Here is a 25933-nt window from a genome sequence, read left to right on the forward strand (position 1 = left end):
GATTTGCGCCGGGCTGGGTCCGGCGCCCGTGCCCTGCTGCGCCTGCGATTTGTGAAGCGATGCGACAGGACACCTCTCTCCAACCGCTATTGGAAGAAGGAAACGCATCATGGCTCGACTCTTTGGTTTGCTGCGCACGTCCCTCGGTCAACCGCGCATTCGCACGGCCACCGCCTCAGCGCAGGCGCGTCTGTCTGCGGTGTATGGCCTGTCGGCCTTGTCCGGACCGTTCGCGGCCGCACCGGCCATCGCACGTTCTTACACGGTCCCGACGCGTACCCGCACTACCGCCCTGCCCCGCGCTATCGCTTCAGTTGTCAGTTCGGCTGCGCGTCGCGCCTGCCCCGCTGCGCAAGCGGTCAAGGCATCGCGCAATGTGCGTGAATTGCAGACACGCCGCGACGCGCATGACGATGTGCGCGTCTATCGTGACGTCTCGCACATCGTGATGGTCGGCAGCATCGCCGACATCTGTCGCAAACTCGATCAGGCCGTTGGCGAGCAGTTTTGTCAGGCAGCGGTGTAGGCGCGTGTATTCGCGCGTAGGCGCGGCGTCTTTTACTCGCCCAGCGTTGCCAACGGGTGATCTGCGCCGCGACGCTCGCCATCGAAGAACCGGGCAACGTCTGCCGGTTTGACGTCTTCGATACGAGCGTGTTGCCAACGTGGTGCGTGGTCTTTATCGACCACGAGCGCGCGAATGCCCTCAACACCTTCGGCACCCGTGCGCCCATCCAGATTGAAAACGCAGCGCATCATCAGCCATTCTTCCCGCAGGTCTTCCGCCAGCGACAATTTGCGAGCACGCCGCACTTGCTCCAGCGTGACGCACACCATCAGCGGTGAGCGCTTGTTACGCAGCAGGTCCTCGGTTTCCTGCGCCCAGCCAGCATATTCGCAACGCGCTTCACGCGCCAGCGAATGCAGAATTGCCGTGGCGTCAGCATGACCGAAGTGCGTGTCGATGACGTCACGCAGTGCCGCGAGCTTGCCCTGAGCCAGCCCAACCGGGGGCAGACTTTCGCGCGCGAAATTGCGGGCTGCATTCAGCACGGCATCGCTATCTTGCCAGTCCCCCGTTGCCAGTTGCTCGCATAGCGCCGACAGCGACGCACGCGGCATCACCACGTCGGCCAGACCGATCTCGCAGGCGTCAACGGCGCCGAACACCGTGCCCGTCATGCCGAGATATTCACCGAGGTGCCCCGCAAGATTCGCGAGGAAGAACCCGCCGCCAACATCGGGAAACAGGCCGATGGCTGTCTCCGGCATCGCCATGCGTGTGGCTTCGGTCACGATGCGCAACGCTGCGCCTTGCGAGATCCCCATGCCACCGCCCATCACCACACCATCCATCAACGCGATGTACGGCTTCGGATATGTGGCGATGGTGTAGTTCAGCGTGTATTCGTCGGTGAAGAAGTCCATGATGCCCGCCGTCGCTTCGCCACCCCGGCTGACGACTTCATGGAAATAGCGAATGTCACCGCCTGCGCACAAGCCCTTCTCGCCTTCGCCCTGCAACACGACGCCCAGCACTTGGGGATCGTCTCGCCAGACGTGCAAAGCGCTGGCGATCGCACGAATCATGTCGTGCGAGAGTGCGTTAAGCGCCTTCGGGCGTGCGAGCGTGATGAAACCGATACGGCCACGAATCTCAGTGCGAACAAACTCAGTCATGTCGAGTAGCTAGATCGAGGGGGTTGATGTGAAGTCGGAACGTACAAAGTGACTCGGCCGGGTCGAAAACGCACGGGCGCGTCGAATAAAAAAAGCCGGCGCTGAGCACCGGCTTTCTTTCCAACAGACTGGCATCTGCAACCGGACGGGAGACTCCCACTGGCTGCCGACCCTATCGCCGGCGACTACTTTACGACGCGTCGCGCGAAGCGCGCTTGCGCTCGTGTTCCTTGAGGTAACGCTTGCGCAGACGGATCGTCTTCGGCGTGACTTCAACCAGTTCGTCGTCGTCGATGAATTCCACCGCGTACTCGAGGTTCATCGCGATCGGCGGCACCAGACGCACGGCTTCGTCGGTACCCGACGCACGCACGTTCGTGAGCTGCTTGCCCTTGATCGGGTTGACCACGAGGTCGTTATCACGGCTGTGAATACCGATGATCATGCCTTCGTACAGCGCATCGCCCGGCGACACGAACATGCGGCCGCGATCTTGCAGCTTCCACAGTGCGTAGGCCACGGCAGCGCCGTCGTCTTGCGAGATCAGCACGCCGTTGCGACGCTCACCCAGCGAACCATCCTTGAGCGGTGCGTAAGCATCGAAGATGTGGCTCATCAGGCCCGTACCACGGGTCATCGACAGGAAGTCGCCCTGGAAGCCGATCAGGCCACGGGCCGGAATGCGGTATTCCAGACGCGTACGGCCACGGCCGTCCGAGACCATGTCCAGCATTTCGCCCTTGCGGCGGCCGATTTCTTCCATGACCGCGCCCTGGTGATCGTCTTCCAGGTCGATGGTCAGCATTTCGTACGGCTCGTGCTTCACGCCGTCGATTTCCTTGAGCACCACGCGCGGACGCGACACGGCCAGTTCATAGCCTTCGCGACGCATGTTCTCGATGAGAATCGTCAGGTGGAGTTCGCCACGGCCCGACACTTCGAAGACCGAGTCTTCGGCCGTGTCTTTCACGCGCAGCGCCACGTTGTGGTTCAGTTCCTTGTGCAGACGGTCGCGAATCTGGCGGCTCGTCACGAACTTGCCTTCACGGCCGGCCAGCGGCGACGTGTTCACGCAGAAGTTCATGGTCAGCGTAGGCTCGTCCACCGTCAGCAGCGGCAGCGCTTCCGGCGTATCGATGTCGCACAGCGTTGCACCGATACCCACGTCTTCGATACCGTTAATCAGCACGATGTCGCCGGCTTGCGCGCCGTCCGACATCACGCGCTCCAGGCCTTGGAACGTCAGCACTTGGTTGATCTTGCGCTTGAGCACTTCGCCTTCCGGACCGAAGCGCATGGCCACTTGCTGGCCCGGCTTGATGCTGCCGCGCGTAATACGGCCAATACCGATACGGCCGACGAACGTCGAGTAGTCGAGCGAGCTGATTTGCAGTTGCAGCGGCGCGTCGACGTCGGCTTCACGCACGGGCACGTTCTTGAGAATCGCGTCGAACAGCGGGCGCATATCGCCTTCACGCACGTCCGAGTCGAGGCTCGCGAAACCATTCAGTGCCGAGGCGTAGACAACCGGGAAATCCAGTTGCTCGTCGGTAGCACCGAGCTTGTCCATCAGATCGAACGTCTGGTTGATCACCCAATCCGGACGTGCGCCCGGACGGTCGATCTTGTTGACCACGACGATCGGCTTCAGACCGAGGCCCAGGGCCTTGCGGGTCACGAAGCGGGTTTGCGGCATCGGACCTTCGACGGCATCGACCAGCAGCAACACGCTGTCGACCATCGAGAGCACGCGCTCGACTTCACCACCGAAGTCCGCGTGACCCGGGGTGTCAACGATGTTGATGTGGGTGCCTTCGTATTCGACGGCGCAGTTTTTGGCGAGGATCGTGATGCCGCGCTCTTTTTCAATGTCGTTCGAGTCCATCACGCGTTCAGCGACGTGCTGATTTTCGCGGAAGGTGCCCGACTGGCGCAGCAATTGGTCAACCAGCGTGGTTTTGCCGTGGTCGACGTGCGCGATGATAGCGATGTTACGGAGAGCGCGGGTCATGAAAAGGTGCTCGAAAAAAGCCTTTGGAGAATCCGCGATTCTACCACTTGCGCATGTCCCACGTCATGGCATTTCTGCAATGCAACAACGGCTTACCGCATTGACACCGCGCCGTCACGAATTTCCCCCGCACGCCAACCTCCCGCCACGCACCAATTAGAGGCTTCTTTCTAGTGCGACGTGAAATATATGCCTAGTCAACTATTGCATCGCCTTGCTTTTTATTAAGTGCCCGCTATAATCGTGACAAGTCAATTATTGCATCATCACGAAAATGGCCGAACCACCCGCCACGCTCAACGATTCAGCGCCGACGCCGCCCAGCGATGCGGCGCCCGCCGTCGACCCGCCCCGCAACGGTTACAACATCGACGATTCCCTTGGCTATCTGGTGGCCCGGGTGCGTCAGCTGATCATGGCCGAACTGACGAAGGAAACCTCGCAGTACGGGCTGACCAGCACGCAAGCCACCATGCTCTATAAGGTAGCTACGGGTAAAAGCAAGACGGCAGCCGATCTGGCGCGCGACTACTGTATAGATGCGAGCGCCGTAACCCGGCTGCTCGACCGTCTCGAAGCGCATGGCCTGCTGGTGCGCGAGCGCAGCAAGACCGACCGCCGCACGGTCGATCTGAGTGCGACCGAGGCGGGCAACGCGATGGCCGACCGCATGCCGGATATCTTCGTGCGTGCCGCCGATCACCTGATGCGTGGCTTCTCCGTCGAAGAAATGGGCTTTCTGAAGAGCCTCCTGCGGCGCGTCATTGCCAACGGAGAGAGCGGATAACCGCCGGATTCCCCTCGAATAAAGCTTGCCATGTCCACTATTGCACGGACTCGCAAGTGCCCGATTCCCCGATTATTGTCAGTAGAAGACTTCACTCGTAAAGGTTTTGCGATGAAAGCGGCCTCACCGTTCCTCCCGCGTCTGCGGGCCCGCACAGCGATTTCCGCCCTTTGTCTGGCGGCAGTGACGCTGGGATTTGCCGGTTGTGCGAATTTCGCCGGTATCCATAGCGACAAGCAGATTTCCACGCCCGACCAGTATCAGACCCAGCGCAGCCTGCCCGCCGAGGGCGGTCAATGGCCGGGCACTGACTGGGCCCAGCGTTTTGGCGATCCGCAACTCGTCTCGTTGATCAACGAAGCGCTCGCGACCAACCCCGATCTGGCCTCGGCAGCCGCGCGTCTGAAGGCCGCACAGGCCCAAACGGAAGGTGCCGCTGCGGCGCTGCTGCCGTCCGTCGGTTTCCAGGCCGACGTGTATCGCGAGAAATTCACGGAAAACACCATTTATCCGCCGGGTTACGGTGGCACCTGGTTCACTCAGGGCGACCTGAATGCCTCGCTGTCGTGGGAACTCGACCTGTGGGGCAAGAATCGCTCGGCACGTGCGCAGGCGACCAACGCCGAGCGCGCCGAAGAAGCCGAAGATCAGGAAGTGCGCCTCGCACTCTCCACCGCAGTGGCTCGCTCGTACAACCAGCTCGCGCAGCAATACGCCCTGCATGACGTGCTGGAGCGCATCGGCAAGCAGCGCCAGAACCTGGGCAAGCTGACGAACGACCGTGTGCGCGCCGGACTCGACACGCAAGTCGAACAGAAACAGGCCGAAAGCAATACCGCCGATATCGAGACGCAACTCGCGCAACTCGACGGCCAGATCCTGCTCACGCGCCACCAACTGGGCGTGCTGCTCGGCAAGGGCCCGGACCGCGGCCTTGAAATCGAGCGTCCGAAGCTTGCACAACTGCCGACGCCGGCGCTGCCCGACAACCTGCCGCTCGCCCTGCTCGGCCGCCGTCCCGATGTGGTCTCGGCCCGCTGGGGCGTGGAAGCTCAACTCAAGGGTGTGGACGTTGCCAAGGCACGCTTCTACCCGGACGTGAACCTCAACGCCGCTTTCGGCTTCTCGACCTTCGGGCTGGGCAAGCTGATCGATCCGAGCAGCCAGAACATTCAGGCCGGTCCGGTGATTTCGCTGCCGATCTTCGACGGCGGGCGCCTGCGCGCCAACCTCAAGGGTCAGTACGCCGCGTATGAAAGCGCCGTGGCGAACTATGACTCGACGCTGAACAAGGCACTCGGCGATATCGCCGACCGCATGTCATCGATTCGTTCCGCCGACCGGCAGATGGTGTCGCAACGCGTGGCGCAAAACGCTGCGCAGCGTGCCTACGATCTGGCCATCGACCGTTACAAGGCAGGCCTCACGCCGCAAGTGACAGTGCTCACAGCCGAGTCGTCGCTGCTGCTGCAAGAACAGACACGCGTGAATATCGAAGGCGCACGCCGCGACCAGCAGATCGGACTGATCAAGGCGCTGGGCGGTGGCTTCGACGCGCAGGCAGCCGGTCTGGTCGTCGGGCAGGAACGCCCGGCCACGGCCGACGGCGATGCGGCAACGCAAACGCACTGACCTGCCCTGAACCGCACAGCAGCACATAAGACACACAAGACACAACGTCAAAAAGCACATTGAGAGATTAGTACGGAGCGAATGATGAGCGACAACCAACAACAAGCGCCTGCTACGCCGGCCCCGAACAACGGCAAGCGACGCCGCATGATGCTGACGCTGACGGCCGTGATCGTGATTGCAGCGATCGGCTACGGCGCCTACTACGCGCTTTATGCGCGTTATTACGAAGACACGGACGATGCGTACGTGGCGGGCAACGTGGTGCAGATCACGCCGCAAGTCTCCGGCACCGTCACAGGCGTGAAGGTCGACGATACGCAGATGGTCAAGGCTGGCCAGCCGCTGGTCACGCTCGACCAGACCGATGCCCGCGTGGCCCTGCTGAAGTCGGAAGCGAATCTGGCGCAGACCGTGCGTCAGGTGCGTACGTATTTCGTGAACAACGACGCCTACGCGGCGACGGTCTCGATGCGCGAGTCGGATCTGGCCAAGGCACAGGCCGACGTGAAGCGCCGCGAGATGGCGATTGCCTCGGGCGCCGTGTCACGCGAAGAACTGGCTCACGCTCAGGATGCTGTGAAGTCGGCACAAGCCGCGCTTGAGCAGGCCCGTGCGCAGTTGGTGTCGAACAAGGCGCTGACCGACAAAACGTCGGTCACCACGCATCCGAACGTGCAGCAGGCGGCCGCGCAAGTGCGTGCCGCGTATCTCGACTACGCCCGCACGTCGATTCCGGCGCCGGTGGACGGCTATGTCGCCAAGCGTTCGGTGCAGGTCGGCCAGCGTGTCGCGACGGGTGCACCGCTGATGGCGCTGGTGCCGCTCAACGAAGTCTGGGTGGATGCCAACTTCAAGGAAGTGCAGATTGCGCACATGCGCGTGGGTCAGCCGGTGACGCTCACGGCCGACGTCTACGGCTCGGCGGTCGAGTACAAGGGCACGGTGGCGGGCTTCTCGGCAGGTACGGGCAGCGCGTTCTCGCTGCTGCCGGCACAGAACGCCACGGGTAACTGGATCAAGGTGGTGCAACGTCTGCCGGTGCGTATTGCGCTGGACGCGAAGCAACTGCAACAGCATCCGCTGCGCGTGGGCCTGTCGATGCAGGTGAAGGTGAACGTGCGCAACACCGACGGCAAGGAGCTGGGTGAAGCGCCGACGCTGCCGGTGTATTCGACCGACGTGTACGACAAGGTCGGGCACGACGCCGACGACATCGTGGCGAAGATCATCACTGAAAACGCTGGCGCGGCTGCTGGTTCGGGCGCTTCGGGCGCCGCCAACGACACGCGCAACCAGCCCGCTCGCGCGCGTCCCCTGTAAATCGGAGGGGGGTGCCCCCCACCCCCTTTGACAACTCATGGCAACTCAAAACGCTCCTGGCCCGCTCTCGGGCGGCCAGTTGGTACTCGGCACGATCGCGCTGTCGCTCGCCACGTTCATGAACGTGCTCGACACGTCGATTGCCAACGTGTCCATCCCTGCCATTTCCGGTGACCTCGGTGTCTCGTCGAGTCAGGGCACGTGGGTGATTACGTCGTTCGCCGTCGCCAACGCCATTTCTGTACCGTTGACGGGCTGGCTCACCGAGCGCTTCGGCGCGGTGCGTCTGTTCATCACGTCGATTCTGTTGTTTGTGCTGGCTTCGTGGCTGTGCGGCATGGCGCCCACGCTCGAAATTCTGCTCGCTGCCCGTGTGTTGCAGGGTGCCGTGGCCGGCCCGATGATTCCGCTGTCGCAGTCGCTGCTGCTCTCAAGTTATCCGCCGGCCAAGAGTTCGATGGCCCTGGCACTCTGGGGCATGACGACACTCGTCGCCCCGGTGATGGGGCCGATTCTGGGTGGCTGGATTTCCGATAACTACCATTGGCCGTGGATCTTCTACATCAACATTCCGGTGGGTATTGCCGCTGCGTATGTGACGTGGATGATTTACAAGAAACGCGAAACACCCACGCAGCGAAAGCCGATCGACAAGATCGGTCTCTCCTTGCTGGTGATCTGGGTCGGCTCGTTGCAGGTGATGCTCGACAAGGGCAAGGAACTCGACTGGTTCAACTCGGCAACGATTGTCGCGTTGGCGCTGGTCGCACTCGTGGCGTTCTGTTTCTTCGTGATCTGGGAGATCACCGAGAAGCACCCGGTGGTGGACCTGACGCTGTTCAAGCGGGTCAATTTCACGGGCGGCGTGGTGGCGATTTCGGTCGGTTACGGGCTGTTCTTCGGGAATCTGGTGATCTTGCCGCAGTGGTTGCAGATCTATCTCGGCTACACGGCAACCGAAGCCGGGCTGGTGATGGCACCGGTCGGGTTATTCGCCATCATCTTGTCGCCGATTATCGGCAAGACGCTGCCAAAGCTCGATGCACGCTGGGTGGTGACGGTGTCGTTCCTGCTGTTCGCGCTGGTCTTCGTGATGCGTTCGCACTTCAACACGCTGGTCGATACGCGCACGCTGATGATTCCGACGTTCTTGCAGGGCGTGCCGATGTCGATGTTCTTCATCCCGCTCACGGCCATCATTCTGTCGGGCTTGCCGGCGCACCGCATTCCCGCAGCGGCAGGTCTGTCGAACTTCGTGCGGATTACGTGCGGCGCGGTAGGCACGTCGATTGCGACCACGGTGTGGGATAACCGCATCACGCTGCATCACGCGCAGTTGACCGAGCATCTGACACCGTACGATGCGACGTTCAACGACTCGGTGCAGACGCTCAATCAGTTGGGCATGTCGACACCACAGGCGCATGGCTACATCGATCGCATCGTCACGCAGCAGTCGGCGATGCTGGGCGCAAACGACATCTTCTGGATCTCGGCGTTGTTGTTCGTGCTGATGATCGCGATGGTGTGGATTACACGCCCGATACGTGGCGGTGGCGGCGGCGACGCTGCGGCGGGGGCTCACTAAGCAGCACCCTCGCGACACCCCCGGGAACCTCCTTCCCCCCGAGTGCCCGGCCCTGCTCTGTACTACCGGGCACTTCTTGAACCCCGCTGACGTTAGCGGGGTTTTTTTCGTTTGGCGGCGTGCCCCAATGGCGGGCACCGCACACACATTTACCTCGTCCGTTCACTCCCGCACGTCGGGATCACGCGCCTCGACATGCACGCTTTCCAATGGGTAAGCCGGTGCATCGGGCGCATAGTACTTATCGACCAGCGTATCCGACGTTGACGCGGCGGCTTTCGTCGCCCCTGCCACGCCCTCGATCCATCGATAAAGCGCAATCAAACCATCGGGCACCGTCGACACATCGCTGCTGAACGGCAAACGCGCCACGAGCAGGATAAATAGGGTCGTAGAGGCAGAACGGATATAGCACGCGAGTTGCTTCTGCCAATGCGGATCGTCATGCATGACGAGCTTTCCGCGTAATTTGTCGAGAACCGTTGTGAGCATGGCGGCGCGAATCGATGGACTTGGCGTGACCATGCTGCCGGGCGCTTCGCCGCCGGAAGGTTCGGGCGGCCCCAGCGCGGCAAGCATTTGTTCGAAGACCCCGAGCTCATTCATCCATCCCATGAGGTTGGCAACGCTGTCGCCCCGAAACCGCAGGGCCCCGGGCTTACCGATTTCGATGGACCAGCAAATCAGGTCGCCCAGCGCGAGCAATGCGAAATATGGCGCCAGCATCATCCCCGGCGTGAAGACAGCGCTTCCGATGCGTAACACTTGAACGGGTGAATACGCCGGGTTGGGTGGAAATACTGTGGAAGAGGTGGAAGTCGATGGCACCATGGTCGCTTCGTACATAACCTCGGCAGCGATCCCGGCGAAGTACCCCGGCGCCATGTACGGGGCGGCTGCGCTTGCCGCTTGCGCGGCAAAATTGGCCATGTGGGCCATCAGCACCCCTGCCCCGGCAACCCGCGAATAGCGAGGAAGCGCCTCGGCCGGGAGCATGGCTTGGTGTTCCGAAGGGGGGTCGATTCCGCGAGGCGAGGAATTCAATGGGACAACTGATGTCGCCGCGGCGGGCAATCCGCCAATGCTGGATAGCATCCTGCAAGCTCCATGGCGCCGAGGTTCGTGCCATGGCACGACGCTAGCCGGCGACGTTGACGATGCCTGGCATCGCGTCACCCCACATTGCGTAGCGGGGGAAATCACAACGTTATGCGCGGCCATTGTCCATCCGCTTTCAGATTTCGCCTGCCTGGAAATGTCACCCGTCGGCACGCGTTTTGCGCATTCGCAGTATCATCGGCGTTCTGACGGCCGAACGCTCTGCAATGGGCGGCGCCCGACGATACATTTCCCCCGCACAATCAGCACAATCATGAATACCCCGCAAAACCAGAGCGACCGCTCCGAGATCACCTTCCGATTCCTGGCCGAACCGGCTGCCGTCAACTTTGGCGGCAAGGTGCACGGGGGCTCGTTGATGAAATGGATCGATGAAGTGGCCTACGCTTGCGCCGCCACGTGGTCGGGCCGTTATTGCGTCACGGTAAGCGTGGGCAATATTCACTTCCACCGGCCGATTCTGGTGGGCAATCTGGTGGAACTGCGTGCGCGCATCGTCGCCACGGGGCGCACGAGCATGCACATCCATGTGTCGGTGCACGCCGGTGACCCGAAATGGGGCGAACTGCGTCAGACGACTGACTGCCTGATGGTCTTCGTCGCGGTCGATGAGAGCAATCACCCGGTCAGCGTGCCGTCGTTCGAGCCGAAGACCGACGAGCAGAAAGCGCTCGCCAAGTACGCCATGGACGTTCGTGCTGCCTTGGGCGCCATCGACGCCCTCAAGCCCGAGAACGTCGCCAACTAACTCGGCAATGCGGGCGGTAGTCTCACCGCCCGCCCGCCACGCTGTCTTCCCAGCGTTCGCCGTACCCCCGCCCTGCCCCACTCCCCCTCGCTCCCACGTTCTGACGTCAGCGTCCCACGGCGTCTGACGGCTGTCGCCTGTCAACGTTGACAGTGTTTGGCCGTGATTCGTGGTGCTTCAATGAAGGCAACTCCGGCATATCGCCGCCTTCGTGGGAGCGTCAACATGTCTCCGATCAAGCATTTCAGCAGCAACGCACAATTGGCGTTCGAAACCTATGCGTCGATGAACCGGCACGTAGTCGTCAGCCCCAAAAGCGGTCAGGGCCTTTTAAGAATTCCGATCGCCAGTCTTTTCGCCGATGCCGGTACGTCACCGGCGCTCGACATCAGTCTTTCGTGCAAGACCCACGAAGGCGACCTCAATATTCTTCCTTGCGGTATCTACACGAGAGTTCGGGAAAGCCTAGCGGATGATCCCTACGATACTTTTGCGAATCTTCCGCTGTGCGACGGGCGCACGCTTAACTTCGAGTTGCGCTCGGGTGAATCATTCAACGGCGGGGATTTTCTGGTGGAGGGCCCGGGTTATGCCTTAGTCGTCTATCACAAGAATGGCGTCTCAGAAAAATTCGGAACTAGTGATTTACTCAGGCAGCAGGCAGGCGCTCAAAAATCATGGATATACCCGACTCACTACATCCTGCCCTCGGGCCGGTCACTGAAATTCGATTGGACATTGTTCCGAGGCGGACCGCGAGTCGTCGCCATCAATGACGATGACGGTCGTCTGCTAAACGCAGACTGGATGGATTCACCGCTCGCCGATATCGGCGCCAAAATCCCGGCGCCAGTCCTGAAAAGCATCACCCTTTTCCCCGGTAGCGACGAGCAGGTGAGCTACGCCTGCACATATGCCAATACGCGCTATGCCTTCGAGCAAACCATTGAAGGCACAGGCGCGATCGGAACCGCCAAGACAATCTACGTTCTCGAAAATGAACAAGGCGCGATCAAGAAATTCGAAATGCGCCGCCAGCAGTCAATGCCGGCGGAAAAGAAGGGAGATCCGGATGTGCTGGAAACCTCAACGCACGCCGAGTTGATGGAGTTCAACGACAAGCAGATCGTCAAGCACACCACCTTGCCCGGTGAGACCGTCACCGCCTTGATCGAGAGTTACAAGTACGACGCCAACAAGACCACCATTGCCTGCACACAAGGCAACAAGAACGTTCTCTCGCGCGTGTACTCGTTCAATGACACCGGACAAGTCTCCGAAGCCGTCACCGCCGCCGATGTCACCGTACTCACGGAACAAAGCGTCAGCATCGACAAGGCACGCGGCACCGCGACGCATAAAACGATCAAGAAAATCGCCAACGTCGTCGTTGACGAACTCGCGCTCGAATACGATGCCAGCGGCAACCTCATCAAGTCCACTCAAGGTGACACGATCACCGAATGGACCTACTTCAACAACTACGCCGCGTACACCGTCAAGGAAAACGCGACGAGCTATCACGACACCAGCTTCTTCGGCATCCTGTTGAAGGTCGTGGATTTCACCAATCCGATTGGCCTCGGCTTCGTCGCGTTCGGTTCCGGCGGGCTGACATGGGGCACAAGAATCGATTCGACAGTCACGATGTCGATCACCAAAAACGACTACGCGAAAGCCGCCTTTCAACTCCCTTTCGACATGAGCTACGCGGGCGACACCCAGAACTTCACCTCGCACGTGGAGTCCGAACTCGTTTGTCGGCAGGATGGCGGCAAAAAATATGCACTACGTCTCACGTACTACGGTTATGCCAGTCTCACCTGCAAACCCGTAGCTGGCGTTGACCGGGAATACGTGCTTCTGCCGGGCAGAAAACTCACCGTGATGCACCCGTCATACGAAGAAATCGACGTCAGCGCGGAGCAACTGAAAATCGCCAAAGCAGCTGCCAAGGCACTGCTCGATAGTCTCGACAAACAACTCAGTACCGCCGGCGACAAGAAATCCAAGGACCAGACGCAGAGCCTCATCGACACACTGAACAAAAGTCTGGTTCAGCAGAGCAAGACCAACGCCCGCGGTTTTAAATTGAAACAGCCAAGTGCCGGCAAGTGGACCGACCGCTCGATGCACCTCGAAGACATCGCCTATCAGACGAACGTCAACGACCCCGGGTTTGGCCAGATCAGCACAACCTCGGCGTGGCTGATCGGTGCGGGCGGCGGCAAGGTCAGAGGTTCGGAAATCAAGACCTCGTTCACTTACAAGACCGACGCCAAGAACAAGCGAAAGATCACCGTCCTGACGACGACCGAGACGGCGGATGCAACGACGTTCACATTGAGCCAGACACGCTCCGCGCTAACCGGACGCATCGATGAATCTGTCGATGGCGAGGGCGTCAAGACCACGTGCAACTATGACAAGTTTGGCATTCTGATCAAGGAAACCGCCTCGCAGGAGGGTGTCACTGCCGGGCAACGCGAGTACACCATCACACCGCTCAAAGGCAGGCGATGGCAGCACGAAACCCTCGACTCGGTTTCGAAGCAACGCACCCGTGTGATCCGAGACGAACTGGCACGCGATTGTGAGAGCTGGGCCAGTCCCGATGGCAAGGTCTGGCTGCTGATGAGCCGATGCACCTACGATGCCCAAGGCCGTCTGGCGAGCGACGAGCAATACGATTACGACTACGCGAACGTAAAGCACAGCATGCTGACGACGAACTGGACCTATGACGACGCCAAAAACACGTGCAGCGTCAAGAAAGTTCAGACCGACGCCGGCGGGAAAGAGCTCGACACCCAGTCGCTGACACTCGCGAGCAAAGCCATGGGCGAAACCATGGTGGTCGGTGCCGCCGAAACGCAGCGCGACTACGATGCTGCCGAACGCACGCTCACTGAAAGTGCCGGCGCATCGGGTGCGCCGTCATTCAGGAAACTCACCGCCTTCGACGCCGGCGGCAACATGACGTCGGTCAACACCGAGACCATCGACGGGAGCAGAACAACGCTCCCCGGAGACAAGATCACGATGGCCTACGACGGCCAAGGCCGCCTGAAGACACTCACGCCTGCGAAAGGCGCTCCCACGGCCTTTACCTACGACCGCTTCGACCGCTTGCTCACGTCGACCACCGACGGCATCGAGATCAGCAACATCTTTCCCGACGAAACACTTGCCAGTGTCGCCGTCACGGCTTACCTCAAGGACGACAAGGGCACGATCTCGCTGGGCGAACAGCGGGTCGACGGTCTCGGCCGTCCCGCCCGAGAGATCAGCAACGGCACCGATGCCATCTTCGAGTACAACGGCGCATCGCGCTGGGGCAGGCAAATCGATGCTGGCGAGCGTCCCGCAACGGTCACGGGCTACAAGAGCGAGATCGACGGCAGCGGGCTGAGGTACACCGAGACCATGACGGACAACGCTGGCACGCGAGCATCGAAGACACACTTCAGCCATCGGCAACAAATCATCGCGTTCGAGGACATCACCGGCGCGAAGACGGCCTTCCAGTACGACGCTTTCGGACGACTTGAGCGCTCCATCAACGATAGCTGCGAAGCCACGTACGTCTATTCGGATAACGGCCTGCTGTCGAAAGAAACGATCAAGGCCGCGAAACAGAATCTCACCATGACGGTGCAGTACAGCTACAACCGCTCGGGGATCGAGATCAAGCGCAAATTCGAATGCACCGGCGTCAAGACGCATGTCATTGAAAGCCAACGCATCGGCGACGGCCGCATCGACCGCATCATGCTCAAGGTCGACGACAAGACGTCGAACGCCGACTACTTCGAGTACGACGCCTCACAACGCCTGAAAACCTGGTCCTGCTCGCAGGCGGGTTTCGCAGGTTATGGCGGCAAGCAATACGTCAAACAGGTCTTCGATTACGACAAGCTCGGTAATGTACTGTCGAGCGAGAACGAGTTCTACACCGGCACGAGCCGTCCGGAGGTGCTCTCGGTGTCGACGACGACGCGCACCTACGACGCCAAACCCGGTGTGCTCACCTCATTGGACGGCAAGCCGTACGACAACGATGACGCCGGGCGGCTGACCAAGCGATCGAACCGCACCCTCGCCTACTATGGCAACGGCCGGGCCAAGAGTTGCTCTGCCACGGCAGGTGGGAAAGACGGTGATTTTGTCTTCACGTATGACGATCTTGGGCGAATTCGCGGGGGTTCTGCCGGTAAGGGAAAGTGGAACGAGACCTACCACTACCGTGGGCAACGGCGATATGCCGTTTCTCAGCAGGACGATGCAAAGAAGCACGGTTTCAACAAGCGCACGCTCGTCCTGAAGAACGACAGCCCGTCATGCTTCCTGCAAGAAGCATCCACGACGATCGACGACAAGACGACGGCAACCAGTTCGTTCGAACTTCGCGATCAGGCGGGGACCGTCTTCGCCAGCATCGACCTCGACACCAAGGCCATCACGTACTACCGCTTTTCCCCTTACGGCTACCGGACTTCGGATCCCGGTGCAGTCACCTGGCTCGGCTTCAAAGGCGAGCCGCTGAACTATGTGGGGTTCTACCATCTCGGCAACGGCTACCGGATGTACGACCCGGAGCATTGCCGCTTCCAGTCGCCCGACATCATGAGTCCGTTCGACATAGGAGGAATTGCCGCCTACGTCTATTGCCACGGCGACCCCCTCAACTATCACGATCCGAGCGGGCACGCGGAGATTGCGCAGTACAGTCGCCTCGACACGATGCCGCTCATGTACACGCAGGAATTCCGTATTGCGGCAAGCGTGCTGGGCCTTCTGGCAACGCCATTTACCAGCGGCAGTTCTCTTGCCCTTGCGATCGGCGTGACCGGGCTCGCTGCGGTCGGCAGCGCGTTCGATATTTCCTCCATTGTCCTGGAGGATAGTGATCCGGAGCTGGCGAGCGTACTGGGGTATCTCGGACTTGGTTTTGGTGTGGTCAATCTGGGCACCGGGGTATTGGGCACGGCACGGCGGGCGCCTGCGGTGGTTGCGGGTCAGGGACTTCGAGGCGGCGGCTTATATAGCCGGATGGTCGCTCGCTTTGGCCGGGTGAAGCCCGGCTTTGCCGGCAACGCCACGAAAAAATGGGCCTCCAAGGCAACAAGGGATTCAAAGCGCTCACGAAGGGAAATAGCTACGCAGGCGTGATCAACGGTGCCTATGGATCCACGCCGTACGGCGACGCTGCGGCGAAAGTGTCCAACTACCTGTCTACCGATTTTTCAACGGCAGCCTACGCCAAGGAGATGCAGGGCCTTGCCAACACAAAGTCGCTCGACATAGGGGGGCTGTTCGGCAACTTGGACCGTCAGCACGGCGTCGACCTCCTCTTACCTATGCAACAAATCACGTTCGACCAAGTGATGGACGCCCTCGCCGGCGCCGGATACCACTACAAGGTTGTCGACGGTCTGTTTTGCCGCAATGCCACAAGCGTCATGGCACCGGGTTTCGCAAAGTCGGGGCTGAGCAGGATTTTTGACGGTATGGACTGGTGGAGCGGCGCTCGAATGACTTCCTGAGCGCAAGATCCGCAAGTCCCTTTAAGGAGCGAAAAATGTCACGAGGTAAAGTCAAATTCTTTAACAACAACCGAGGTTTCGGCATCATCACGCCGGATGATGGCGGTGATGCTGTCTTCCTGCCTTCGGCCTCACTCGTGGGGTTTGCAGCGATGGGTATCGAAGCGGACACGCCTGTCGAATATGACGTCGTTCAAGGCGCCAAGGGGCCCATGGCGAAGAATGTGAAAATCGTGGCAACCGAGTGATTCGCGGTGAGGCCCGCCCTGGTCCGGAAGCCGTCAACATCCGGCTCGTAGCCGCCGGCGCGTCACGCTCGCCGGTGCTTCGGAAAATGTGTGATGGGACTCGCGAACGCGAGTCCCTGTAAATGACGTTGTTGCTGCGGATTACTGCGTCTTGAGCAAGCGCTGCGGCGTGAGAAGTGCCTCACTGTCGAGGCGGGCGACGCCGAGCAGGCGTGCTGCGTTGTCATCGAACGCTTCCGCATAAACCTTCACTTCGATACCCTCTTCGTGCCCGGACGCGCAGGTGCGCAGCGTTTGCGGGCAACGCGTTTCGTCGAGCCGCAGTCGTTGACCGTGAGCGAAACGTTTGGCAAGCGCGTCGTCCAGCCACACCGTGGGCAAGGTCTTGAGCAACGCATCCACCGGCGCGAGTTTTTCCACACGCTGCGGTTGGTCGATGGCGTTGAGGTCTTCGAGCGTCACCGCACCGTCAAGCGTCAACGGACCCACCGCTGTCCGGCGCAGTGCTCGCAGGTGAGCACCACAGCCCAGCGCTTCACCAATGTCTTCCGCCAGCGTACGCACATACGTCCCCTTGCTGCACGTCACACGGAAGGTGAACTCCGGCGCGTCGGGCAGCGAGCAATCCAGCAGTTCCAGCGAGTGAATCGTGATCTGGCGTGCCTCGCGCTCCAGCGTCTGACCCGCACGCGCGTATTCGTACAGCGGTTTACCGTCACGCTTGAGTGCGGAATACATCGGCGGCACTTGCGAGATCGGTCCGGTGAATTGCGGCAATACGGCGCGAATGGACGCCTCATCGACCGTCACGTCGCGGGTTTGCAGCACTTCACCTTCGGCATCTCCCGTCGTCGTGGTCTCGCCCAGACGCACGCGAGCCTCGTAGGTCTTGTCCGCTTCGAGCAAATCCTGCGAGAACTTGGTGGCCTCACCGAAACACAGCGGCAGCAAGCCGGTGGCCAACGGATCGAGCGTGCCGGTATGCCCGGCTTTCAACGCTTGCAGCAAGCGCTTGGCCTTGATGAGCGCGTCGTTCGACGACAGCCCCAACGGCTTGTCCAATAGCAACACGCCATCGAGGGCGAATCGGGGAAGTTTTTGGCGGGGTGCCTGCGAACGCGGGTCCGTCATGATGCGGGAGAGCTTGAGATTTTCGTGGAGAATCAGCCACGCCGCGCGTCGTGCGCCAGCAGGCTTCGTGCACCGCCGGACCGGCCTTTCGGCAGCCCGGCGTGCTCAGTCGGTCGAACCCGGGACTACGGAGACCACCGCTTACTTGCGGTCGTCGTCCTTGCCTTCGTCCTTACCTTCGTTATCAACGTCGTTCGTGTCTTGTTCTTCTTCGTCGACGCCGCCCGCTTCCTCTTCTTCCTTCGCGCGCGTGGCGTTGGCCGTGTCGATGAGGCGCGACATTTCGATCGCACGTTCGATCGATTGGTCGAAGTGGAAGTGCAACGTCGGCACGGTGTGAATGTGCAGACGCTTGAACAACATGTTACGCAGATAACCGGCCGCTTCGTTGAGCGCTTCGCCCGTCTGCTTGGGGTCACCCGTCAGCGTGGTGTAGTACACCTTCGCATGCGCGTAATCCGGCGTGACTTCCACGCTTTGCAGCGTCACCAGACCAATACGCGGGTCTTTCACTTCACGCTGGATCAGCTCGGACAGATCGCGCTGAATCTGATCGTTGATGCGCAGATTGCGGCCGCCCGGAATATTACGTTTCTTTGCCATGACTCACTCGCTAGTAATGCAATGGCCCACCCCACCGGTTACCCGGCCTGGTGGGCCATTCCACATCCGTTGAACGTCGCGCCTTACAGCGAACGCGCAACCTCAGTGATTTCGAACGCTTCCAGTTGGTCGCCTTCCTGGATGTCGTTGAAGTTCTTCACCGACAAACCGCACTCGAAGCCCGTCTTGACTTCCTTGACGTCGTCCTTGAAGCGCTTGAGCGAATCCAGCTCGCCCGTGAAGACCACGACGTTGTCGCGCAGCACGCGGACATTCGACGAGCGCTTGACGAAGCCGTCGAGCACCATACAACCGGCAACCGTACCGACCTTCGGCACACGGAACGTCTGGCGAACTTCGACGAGACCGGTGATTTCTTCCTTCTTCTCCGGTGCCAGCATGCCCGACATTGCCGCCTTCACTTCATCCACTGCGTCATAGATGATGTTGTAGTAACGGATGTCGATGCCGTTCGACTCGGCCAGCTTGCGCGCCAGTGCATCGGCACGCGTGTTGAAGCCGATGATGACCGCCTTCGAAGCCGTTGCCAGGTTGACGTCGCTTTCGCTGATGCCACCCACGGCGGCGTGCACGATCTGCACACGCACTTCCGGCGTCGAGAGCTTGTTGAGCGACTGCGCCAGTGCTTCCTGCGAACCCTGCACGTCTGCCTTGATGATGAGGGGCAGCGTCTTGACTTCGCCGTCGGCCATCTGTTCGAACAGGTTCTCGAGCTTCGCGGCTTGCTGCTTGGCCAGCTTCACGTCGCGGAACTTGCCCTGACGGAACAACGCGATTTCACGCGCCTTGCGCTCGTCTTGCACGACCAGCACTTCTTCACCGGCACCCGGCACTTCCGACAGACCCTGAATTTCCACAGGGATCGACGGACCGGCTTCCTTCGCGTTCTTGCCCGTTTCGTCGAGCATGGCACGCACGCGGCCATAAGCCTGACCGGCCAGCACCATGTCGCCACGCTTGAGCGTGCCCGACTGCACCAGAATCGTCGCCACCGGACCCTTACCCTTGTCGAGCTTGGCTTCGATCACGATACCCTTGGCCGGGGCCGCTTCCGGTGCCTTCAGTTCCAGCACTTCGGCTTGCAGCAGCACGTTCTCGAGCAGATCGTCGATACCCGTACCGGTCTTCGCCGACACCGGCACGAACGGCGAATCGCCACCGTACTCTTCCGGCACCACGCCTTCGGCCACGAGTTCCTGCTTCACGCGGTCGGCGTTGGCTTCCGGCTTGTCGATCTTGTTGATCGCCACCACGATCGGCACGCCGGCCGACTTCGCGTGAGCGATCGCTTCCTTCGTCTGCGGCATCACGCCGTCGTCGGCCGCCACCACCAGAATCACGATGTCCGTTGCCTGAGCACCACGGGCACGCATGGCCGTAAAGGCCTCGTGACCCGGCGTGTCGAGGAACGTCACCGTGCCGCGCGGCGTTTCAACGTGATACGCACCAATGTGTTGCGTAATACCACCCGCTTCGCCCGACGCCACCTTGGCGCGACGGATGTAGTCCAGCAGCGAGGTCTTGCCGTGGTCGACGTGACCCATCACCGTCACCACCGGCGGACGCGGCAAGGCTTCGCCTTCCGGTGCGTCATTGCCCAGCGACAGCAGCGTTTCCGGATCGTCCATCTTCGCGGCAATTGCACGGTGGCCGAGTTCCTCGACCATGATCATTGCCGTTTCCTGATCCAGCACCTGGTTGATGGTCACCATCTGACCCATCTTCATCATCAGCTTGATGACTTCCGAGGCCTTCACCGCCATCTTGTGAGCCAGATCGCCCACGGTAATGGTTTCCGGCACGTGCACGTCACGTACGATCGGCTCGCTCGGTGCCTGGAACTGATTGTCCTGCGCATGACGATCGCCACGACGGCCGCCACGGCCACCGCCACGCCATCCGTCCGAGCCACCGCTTGCGTCGCCGCGGGTCTTCATGCCGCCACGCTTGTTGCGGTTATCGGCATCCTTCTGCCACTGACCCGGCTTCTTGTCCTTCTTGTCGGCGGTCGTCGTCGACGGTGCAGCCGTGGTCGCAGGCTTCTTGTCTGCCGGCTTGGCCGACGTCGAACCTTCCGGCTTGGCCGGCTTGTGCAACGTACCCTTGGCTTCCGGCTTGGCGGCGGCCGGCGCCGCTACCGGTGCAGGTGCCGGCTCCGGTGCCTTCAGCACGCGGCGCGGGGCATTCAGCATTTCGCGAATGGCACGCGCTTCGGCTTCCGCCGCTGCACGACGCTTGCGAATCGCTTCCTCTTCGGCACGCGCCTTGTCGGCCGCAGCACTGGCCTTCTCGGCGGCTGCACGCGCTTCTTCGCTGGCCTTGCGGGCCTGCTCGCGCTCAGCGTCTGCCTTGGCGGCCGCTGCCTTGTCAGCTTCCTGAGCAGCAGCTTGCTTGGCCTGCTCAGCCTTTTCCGTCTCGGCCTGAGCAGCCTTGTCGGCTTCAGCATCGACCTTGACTTCGGCTTTCGCTTCCGCCTTGGCCTTCAGCTCAGCCGCAGCCTTGGCCGCCGCCGCAGCGCGCTCCGCTTCTTCACGGGCACGACGCTCAGCCGCTTCCTTCTCTTCACGCTCGCGGCGCTCGGCCTCTTCGCGTTCGAGTTGCTCTTGGCGAAGCTTCAGTTCCGCAGCCTCGGCAGCAAGACGCTCCGCCTCACGGCGTGCGTCTTCCTCGCGTTGGCGCAGTGCTTCGTCTTCGGCCGAAACCGCAGCGTTTTCAGCGCCCTCAGCCACATCGTCGCGCTTGACGAACGTCCGCTTCTTGCGGACTTCGACTTGAATCGTGCGCGCCTTTCCGGTCGAGTCGGCTTGCTTGATTTCCGAGGTCTGGCGACGCGTCAGAGTGATCTTCTTTTTGTCGCCGTCGCCAGCGCCGTGCGATCGGCGCAGGTGTTCCAGCAAACGGGCCTTGTCGGCTTCCGTTACCGAATCGTCGGCGCTGAGTTTGTCCACACCGGCGGCTTTGAGTTGCTCCAGCAACACGCCGGCCGGCATTTTCAGTTCTTCAGCAAATTGGGCTACGTTGATGCTCGCCATTCAAACCTCTTCAAGCAAGGCCACGCGCCTTGCGGTTAACTTCAAAGTTCACTGTTCCATATGCATGCCGGGGCAGGTCATCATTGGAACCAGTGCTCTCGCGCTTTCATGATCAAAGCCTTCGCAGCTTCCTCGTCGACACCGGTCATTTCGGTCAGTTCGTCGACGGCCAGCTCGGCCAGATCATCGCGCGTCTGAATTTCATGCTCGGCCAGTTTGGCCAGCAACTCGGGCGTCATGCCGTCGAGGCTCTTCAGGTCGAGCGCAACGCCCTCAACCTTCTCCTCGGTGGCAATCGCCTGCGTCAGCAGTGCGTCGCGCGCACGGTTGCGCAACTCATGCACCGTGTCTTCATCGAAAGCTTCGATTTCGAGCATTTCGTTGAGGGGCACGTAGGCGATCTCTTCCAGACTCGAGAAACCTTCCTCGATCAGGATGTCCGCCACTTCCTCGTCCACATCGAGACGCTGCATGAACAACGTGCGCAACGTACCGCGCTCTTCGCTCTGCTTCTCGGCCGATTCGTCCGGCGTCATGATGTTGATCTGCCAGCCGGTCAGTTCCGACGCGAGACGCACGTTCTGACCGCTGCGGCCAATCGCCACGGCCAGTTCGTTCTCGTCGACGACGACGTCCATGCTGTGCTTCTCTTCGTCAACGACGATCGACTGCACCGCCGCCGGCGCCAGGGCACCGATCACGAATTGCGCCGGGTCTTCCGACCACAGCACGATATCGACGTTCTCACCGCCCAGTTCGTTACGCACGGCCTGCACACGCGTACCGCGAATACCCACGCACGTACCGATCGGATCGATACGCTTGTCGTAGGCCACCACGGCGATCTTGGCGCGCACACCCGGGTCACGGGCAGCGGACTTGATCTCGAGCAGGCCTTGCTCGATTTCCGGCACTTCCATGCCGAACAACTCGATCAGGAACTCCGGTGCGGTACGCGAGAGTTCGATCTGCGGGCCACGGGCCGTACGATCGACCTTCACGATGTACGCGCGAACGCGGTCACCGATACGGAGGTTTTCTTTCGGAATCAGTTGATCGCGACGCAGCAGCGCTTCGACACGGCCCGACTCGACGATCAGGTTGCCCTTATCGAGACGCTTGACCGTACCGGTCATGATCTTTTCGCCGCGCTCGAGGAAGTCCGACAGGATCTGCTCGCGCTCGGCATCGCGAATGCGTTGCAGAATCACTTGCTTGGCGGCTTGCGCGCCGATGCGGCCGAATTCGACCGACTCAACCGGCTCTTCGACGAATTCGCCGAGTTCGATCGCGTCGTTGTCTTCCTTGGCTTCAAACAACAGAATCTGCTTGTCCGGCTCTTGCAGGCCAGCCTCGTCGGGCACAACCAACCAACGACGGAAGCTCTCGTGCTCGCCCGACTCGCGGTCGATGTGCACGCGAATGTCGACGTCTTCGGTGTAGCGCTTTTTGGTGGCCGAAGCCAATGCTGCTTCCAGCGCGCCGAACACGACATCTTTGTCGACGTTCTTTTCGCGCGCGAGCGCATCGACCAACAGCAATACTTCGCGACTCATCGTTTGCGACTCCTAAAATCAATCTGCGGCACTAGGCGCGCACGGTCAATATCCGCGAGGGTGAATTCGAGCAGCGCCGGGCCGCCCTTGCCTTCGAACTCGAGGCTCAGATTTTCGCCTTGCGGCGCCTGCAAGATGCCGCGGAACTGCTTGCGGCCGTCCAGCGGCACACGCAACGTGAGACTCACTTCAACACCGGCAAAACGCTCGAAGTCGCGCAGCTTTCGCAGCGGACGATCCAGCCCCGGTGACGACACTTCGAGTCGGTCATAGTTGACGTTCTCGACCATCAGCACGTGCGAGAGCTGACGGCTTACCGTCTCGCAGTCATCGATGCCGATGCCCTCAGGCTTGTCGATATAAACGCGCAGCAAACCGCCGCCGGCGCGTTCAAGATCGACCAGCTCGTAACCCAGGCCTTCGACCGTGGTCTCGATCAGTTCTGGCAATTGCAACTTTGCTCACCCTAGAAAAACTCGTGCGCATCAGCGCCCGACTATATCTGCGCGCCCCGCATGGGACGCCGCACGATACCTGCCTCGACCGTCCAGGCCGGCGTGCCTGTGTCGACACACCCACTCCCCAACGCGGCGGTATCGGCCGCGCAAAACGCTCGCGGCAAAAAAAAATGGGCGAAACGCCCATTTCTTACATCCTCATTGCGCATGAGGTGCGCGCCGCAACAGAAAGTCCGGCACGCCAACCAGCTTATTCACTGATTTTATATGGTTTTTGGCCATTTTGCAACGCTTGGCATGGCAAATGCCCGTGGGACGGGCGTCTTCACAACGCCGCTGCAATGCAATAAGTCCGCCGCCTTCCGGCGTGTCAGTCGGGCGCCCGGGGTGTCGCGAATGCCGTGCATCCGCTCCGCCATGCCGGGCCTGCCGTGAAGCATCAGCGCGAACGGTTACCGCCGCGATTGCCCCGGTTGCCGCCCGTGTTGCCCTGGCCGCCACCGCCGCCGGCACGATTGCCGCCGCCGCTGCGATTGCCGTTGGCGTTGCCGCCACGACCGCCACCGCCGCCGCTACCGCCTCGGGATTGACCGCCGAAACCGCCACCACCCGCGGAATTGCCGCTGCGCGATTGACCACCAAAACCACCGCCACCCGCCGAATTACCACCCCGCGACTGGCCGCCAAAACCACCACCGCCAGCGGAATTGCCGCCGCGCGATTGGCCGCCGAAACCACCACCGGACGCATTGCCACCACCGAAGCGGCGACCTTCACCGCGCGGCGATGCCGCCGGCGCCGGGAAACCACCGCTCGGACCGACAAACGTAGTCAGCGGATTAGCACGCGGACGACGTGCCTGACCGTAGCCCTGCTCGCGAGTGAACACGCCAAGCGCGGTCTGCATCGGGTCCGGCTGACGGCGCGGCTCTTTCGGCGCACCTGCCCCACCACGCGTACCCTTGCCACCCTTTTCGGCTTCGCTTGCACCGGGCACCTTCATGCCGACGGCGGCGAAGAGCGAACGCACCTGAGCGTCGTCCAGTTCTTCGTAGCGGCCACGCTTCAGACCGCGCGGCAGCGTGAGCGGGCCGTAACGCGTACGGATAAGACGGCTCACCATCAGACCTGCCGCGTCGAACATACGACGCACTTCGCGGTTACGCCCTTCGGTCAGCGCCACGTGATACCAGTGATTCGAACCTTCGCCGCCGCCATCCTGCAAGCGCAGGAAGTTGGCCTTGCCGTCGTCGAGCTCAATGCCACGCAGCAATTGCTGACGCGACGATTCGCTCAACTGGCCGACCGTGCGCACGGCGTATTCACGCTCGATGCCATAACGCGGATGCATGAAACGGTTGGCCAGATCGCCCGACGTCGTCAGGATCAGCAGACCTTCCGTGTTGAAGTCGAGACGGCCCACGGCCAGCCACTTCGCAGTCTTCATCGGCGGCAGACGGTCGAACACCGACGCGCGGCCTTCCGGATCTGCATGGCTGACGATCTCGCCCGATGGCTTGTGATACAGCAGCACGCGCGGGGGCTTGCTGGTGATCCGGCGCTTGACGAGCTTGCCGTTGATGCGAACCTGATCGGTCGGCAGAATGCGCTGGCCGATGTGTGCCGGCTCGGCATTAACCGATACGCGACCGGCAAGAATCAGTTCTTCCATCTCGCGACGCGAGCCCATGCCCGCCTCGGCGAGCACCTTATGCAGCTTGGGCGCTTCGTCGTCCGGCGAAAGCACACGGCGATCGGCCGATTTGCGGGCACCGCCACGCTTGGCGTCGCCTTCGGCTTCTTCGCTATCGAAGCCACCCGACGTCACAAACGCGAACAGATCGTCGTCGCCGGCTTTTCCGCCGCGGGGGCCTGCACCGGCACTGCCGGTCGCCTTGCGTCCACGGCCCTTGCTTGCGCCCTGGGGTTTGCCTGCGCCAGCACCTGCGCCGCCACCATTACCGGCAGCGCCTGCATTCCCGCCATTGGCTGCGTTGCCAGCAGGCGCGCCTTGCGCCCCTTGGCCCGTGCCATCGCGCTTGGCACGCGGCTTGCGCGCGCCAGTGCCATTACCGCTGCGGCCACGGCCTTGTGCGGCAGACGCGGCGCCATCGGCAGCCACTTCCTGAGCTTGCGGCGCGTCGCCCTGCGGGGCGTCGGCCGAGTCGGACTCGCCCGGGCCGCCTTCATCGCCTTCTCGCTTGGCTTGCTGGGCCGCACGACGGCGGGCGATCAGACTACGCGGACCACGGCGCAAACCGCGGCGCGACGCCTTGTCATCGCCGCCCTCGCCTTCCGGCGCGCGTGCTTCGGCACCGGCATCGCGTGCGTGCAGGTCCTGGGATTCTTCGTTTTGTTTCAACACAACCTCATTGGAAAACGGGATCGTGGCGGGCAGGCAACTATCGCTGCCCTGATCCGTGTTCGCACCATGAATGCGCGGCAAACCT

Annotated in this window: 17 protein-coding genes and 1 pseudogene; 9 read left to right on the forward strand and 9 right to left on the reverse strand. The window is 61.4% G+C overall.

Annotated elements, in window-relative coordinates:
• Positions 1–109 precede the first annotated feature (109 nt).
• Entirely contained in the window at positions 110–526 is a 417-nt protein-coding gene (locus CDV46_RS00750) for a hypothetical protein (protein WP_087721505.1), read from the forward strand.
• A 32-nt stretch (positions 527–558) separates the two neighbouring features.
• Here CDV46_RS00750 and CDV46_RS00755 read toward each other — a convergent pair whose 3' ends face one another.
• Positions 559–1680: an enoyl-CoA hydratase/isomerase family protein gene (locus tag CDV46_RS00755; protein ID WP_087721506.1), complete on the reverse strand. Its 1122-nt coding sequence runs from the start codon at positions 1678–1680 to the stop codon at positions 559–561.
• Positions 1681–1870: 190 nt separating this feature from the next.
• Complete coding sequence (gene typA / locus CDV46_RS00760; RefSeq protein ID WP_087688860.1) at positions 1871–3691, reverse strand: translational GTPase TypA; 1821 nt, start codon at positions 3689–3691, stop codon at positions 1871–1873.
• A gap of 274 nt (positions 3692–3965) precedes the next feature.
• Between typA and CDV46_RS00765 the strand changes: the two genes are divergently transcribed.
• The 4 genes from CDV46_RS00765 (at position 3966) to CDV46_RS00780 (ending at position 9021) form a co-directional block, all read left to right on the forward strand.
• The gene (locus CDV46_RS00765; protein WP_087688861.1) at positions 3966–4478 is read left to right on the forward strand and encodes a MarR family winged helix-turn-helix transcriptional regulator; all 513 of its coding nucleotides are present in this window, start codon (positions 3966–3968) and stop codon (positions 4476–4478) included.
• Positions 4479–4589: 111 nt separating this feature from the next.
• A complete protein-coding gene (locus tag CDV46_RS00770; protein ID WP_087721507.1) occupies positions 4590–6110 on the forward strand; it encodes an efflux transporter outer membrane subunit in 1521 nt (506 codons plus the stop codon).
• Positions 6111–6194: 84 nt separating this feature from the next.
• Positions 6195–7433, forward strand: coding sequence for an HlyD family efflux transporter periplasmic adaptor subunit (locus tag CDV46_RS00775; protein ID WP_087688916.1), 1239 nt, complete (start codon positions 6195–6197; stop codon positions 7431–7433).
• 37 nt (positions 7434–7470) lie between these two features.
• Positions 7471–9021: a DHA2 family efflux MFS transporter permease subunit gene (locus CDV46_RS00780; protein ID WP_087688863.1), complete on the forward strand. Its 1551-nt coding sequence runs from the start codon at positions 7471–7473 to the stop codon at positions 9019–9021.
• A 162-nt stretch (positions 9022–9183) separates the two neighbouring features.
• On the opposite strand, the gene CDV46_RS26720 is transcribed toward CDV46_RS00780, so the two are convergent.
• On the reverse strand, positions 9184–10116 hold the full coding sequence (locus CDV46_RS26720; protein ID WP_140413264.1) for a hypothetical protein: 933 nt from the start codon (positions 10114–10116) through the stop codon (positions 9184–9186).
• Positions 10117–10393: 277 nt separating this feature from the next.
• Between CDV46_RS26720 and CDV46_RS00790 the strand changes: the two genes are divergently transcribed.
• The 4 genes from CDV46_RS00790 to CDV46_RS00805 all read left to right on the forward strand — a co-directional run bounded on the left by CDV46_RS00790 (position 10394) and on the right by CDV46_RS00805 (position 16682).
• Complete coding sequence (locus CDV46_RS00790; protein ID WP_058379063.1) at positions 10394–10888, forward strand: acyl-CoA thioesterase; 495 nt, start codon at positions 10394–10396, stop codon at positions 10886–10888.
• Between the two features lie 225 nt (positions 10889–11113).
• A complete protein-coding gene (locus CDV46_RS00795; protein WP_176398974.1) occupies positions 11114–16060 on the forward strand; it encodes an RHS repeat-associated core domain-containing protein in 4947 nt (1648 codons plus the stop codon).
• Positions 16057–16434, forward strand: coding sequence for a hypothetical protein (locus tag CDV46_RS00800; RefSeq protein WP_087721510.1), 378 nt, complete (start codon positions 16057–16059; stop codon positions 16432–16434). Before CDV46_RS00795 ends, CDV46_RS00800 begins: the two co-directional genes overlap by 4 nt.
• Positions 16435–16469: 35 nt before the next feature.
• Positions 16470–16682 carry a cold-shock protein gene (locus CDV46_RS00805; RefSeq protein WP_087688866.1) on the forward strand — a complete coding sequence of 71 codons (213 nt, stop codon included), beginning with the start codon at positions 16470–16472 and terminating at the stop codon, positions 16680–16682.
• A gap of 141 nt (positions 16683–16823) precedes the next feature.
• Here CDV46_RS00805 and truB read toward each other — a convergent pair whose 3' ends face one another.
• The 6 genes and pseudogenes from truB to CDV46_RS00835 form a co-directional block, all read right to left on the reverse strand.
• Positions 16824–17813 (reverse strand): tRNA pseudouridine(55) synthase TruB, encoded by a 990-nt coding sequence (gene truB, locus CDV46_RS00810; RefSeq protein ID WP_087721511.1) that lies wholly within the window; start codon positions 17811–17813, stop codon positions 16824–16826.
• A gap of 234 nt (positions 17814–18047) precedes the next feature.
• Positions 18048–18416, reverse strand: a pseudogene (gene rbfA, locus CDV46_RS00815) (30S ribosome-binding factor RbfA); the annotation flags it as partial.
• Positions 18417–18499: 83 nt separating this feature from the next.
• Positions 18500–21469 (reverse strand): translation initiation factor IF-2, encoded by a 2970-nt coding sequence (gene infB, locus CDV46_RS00820; protein ID WP_058379068.1) that lies wholly within the window; start codon positions 21467–21469, stop codon positions 18500–18502.
• An 80-nt stretch (positions 21470–21549) separates the two neighbouring features.
• Positions 21550–23025 carry a transcription termination factor NusA gene (gene nusA, locus CDV46_RS00825; protein ID WP_087688868.1) on the reverse strand — a complete coding sequence of 492 codons (1476 nt, stop codon included), beginning with the start codon at positions 23023–23025 and terminating at the stop codon, positions 21550–21552.
• Positions 23022–23480: a ribosome maturation factor RimP gene (gene rimP / locus CDV46_RS00830; protein ID WP_058379070.1), complete on the reverse strand. Its 459-nt coding sequence runs from the start codon at positions 23478–23480 to the stop codon at positions 23022–23024. Before rimP ends, nusA begins: the two co-directional genes overlap by 4 nt.
• 442 nt (positions 23481–23922) lie before the next feature.
• On the reverse strand, positions 23923–25845 hold the full coding sequence (locus tag CDV46_RS00835; protein WP_441339293.1) for a pseudouridine synthase: 1923 nt from the start codon (positions 25843–25845) through the stop codon (positions 23923–23925).
• Positions 25846–25933 lie beyond the last annotated feature (88 nt).

It is taken from the genome of Pandoraea sp. PE-S2T-3, from assembly GCF_002179965.1.
In the GTDB taxonomy this organism is placed as follows: domain Bacteria; phylum Pseudomonadota; class Gammaproteobacteria; order Burkholderiales; family Burkholderiaceae; genus Pandoraea.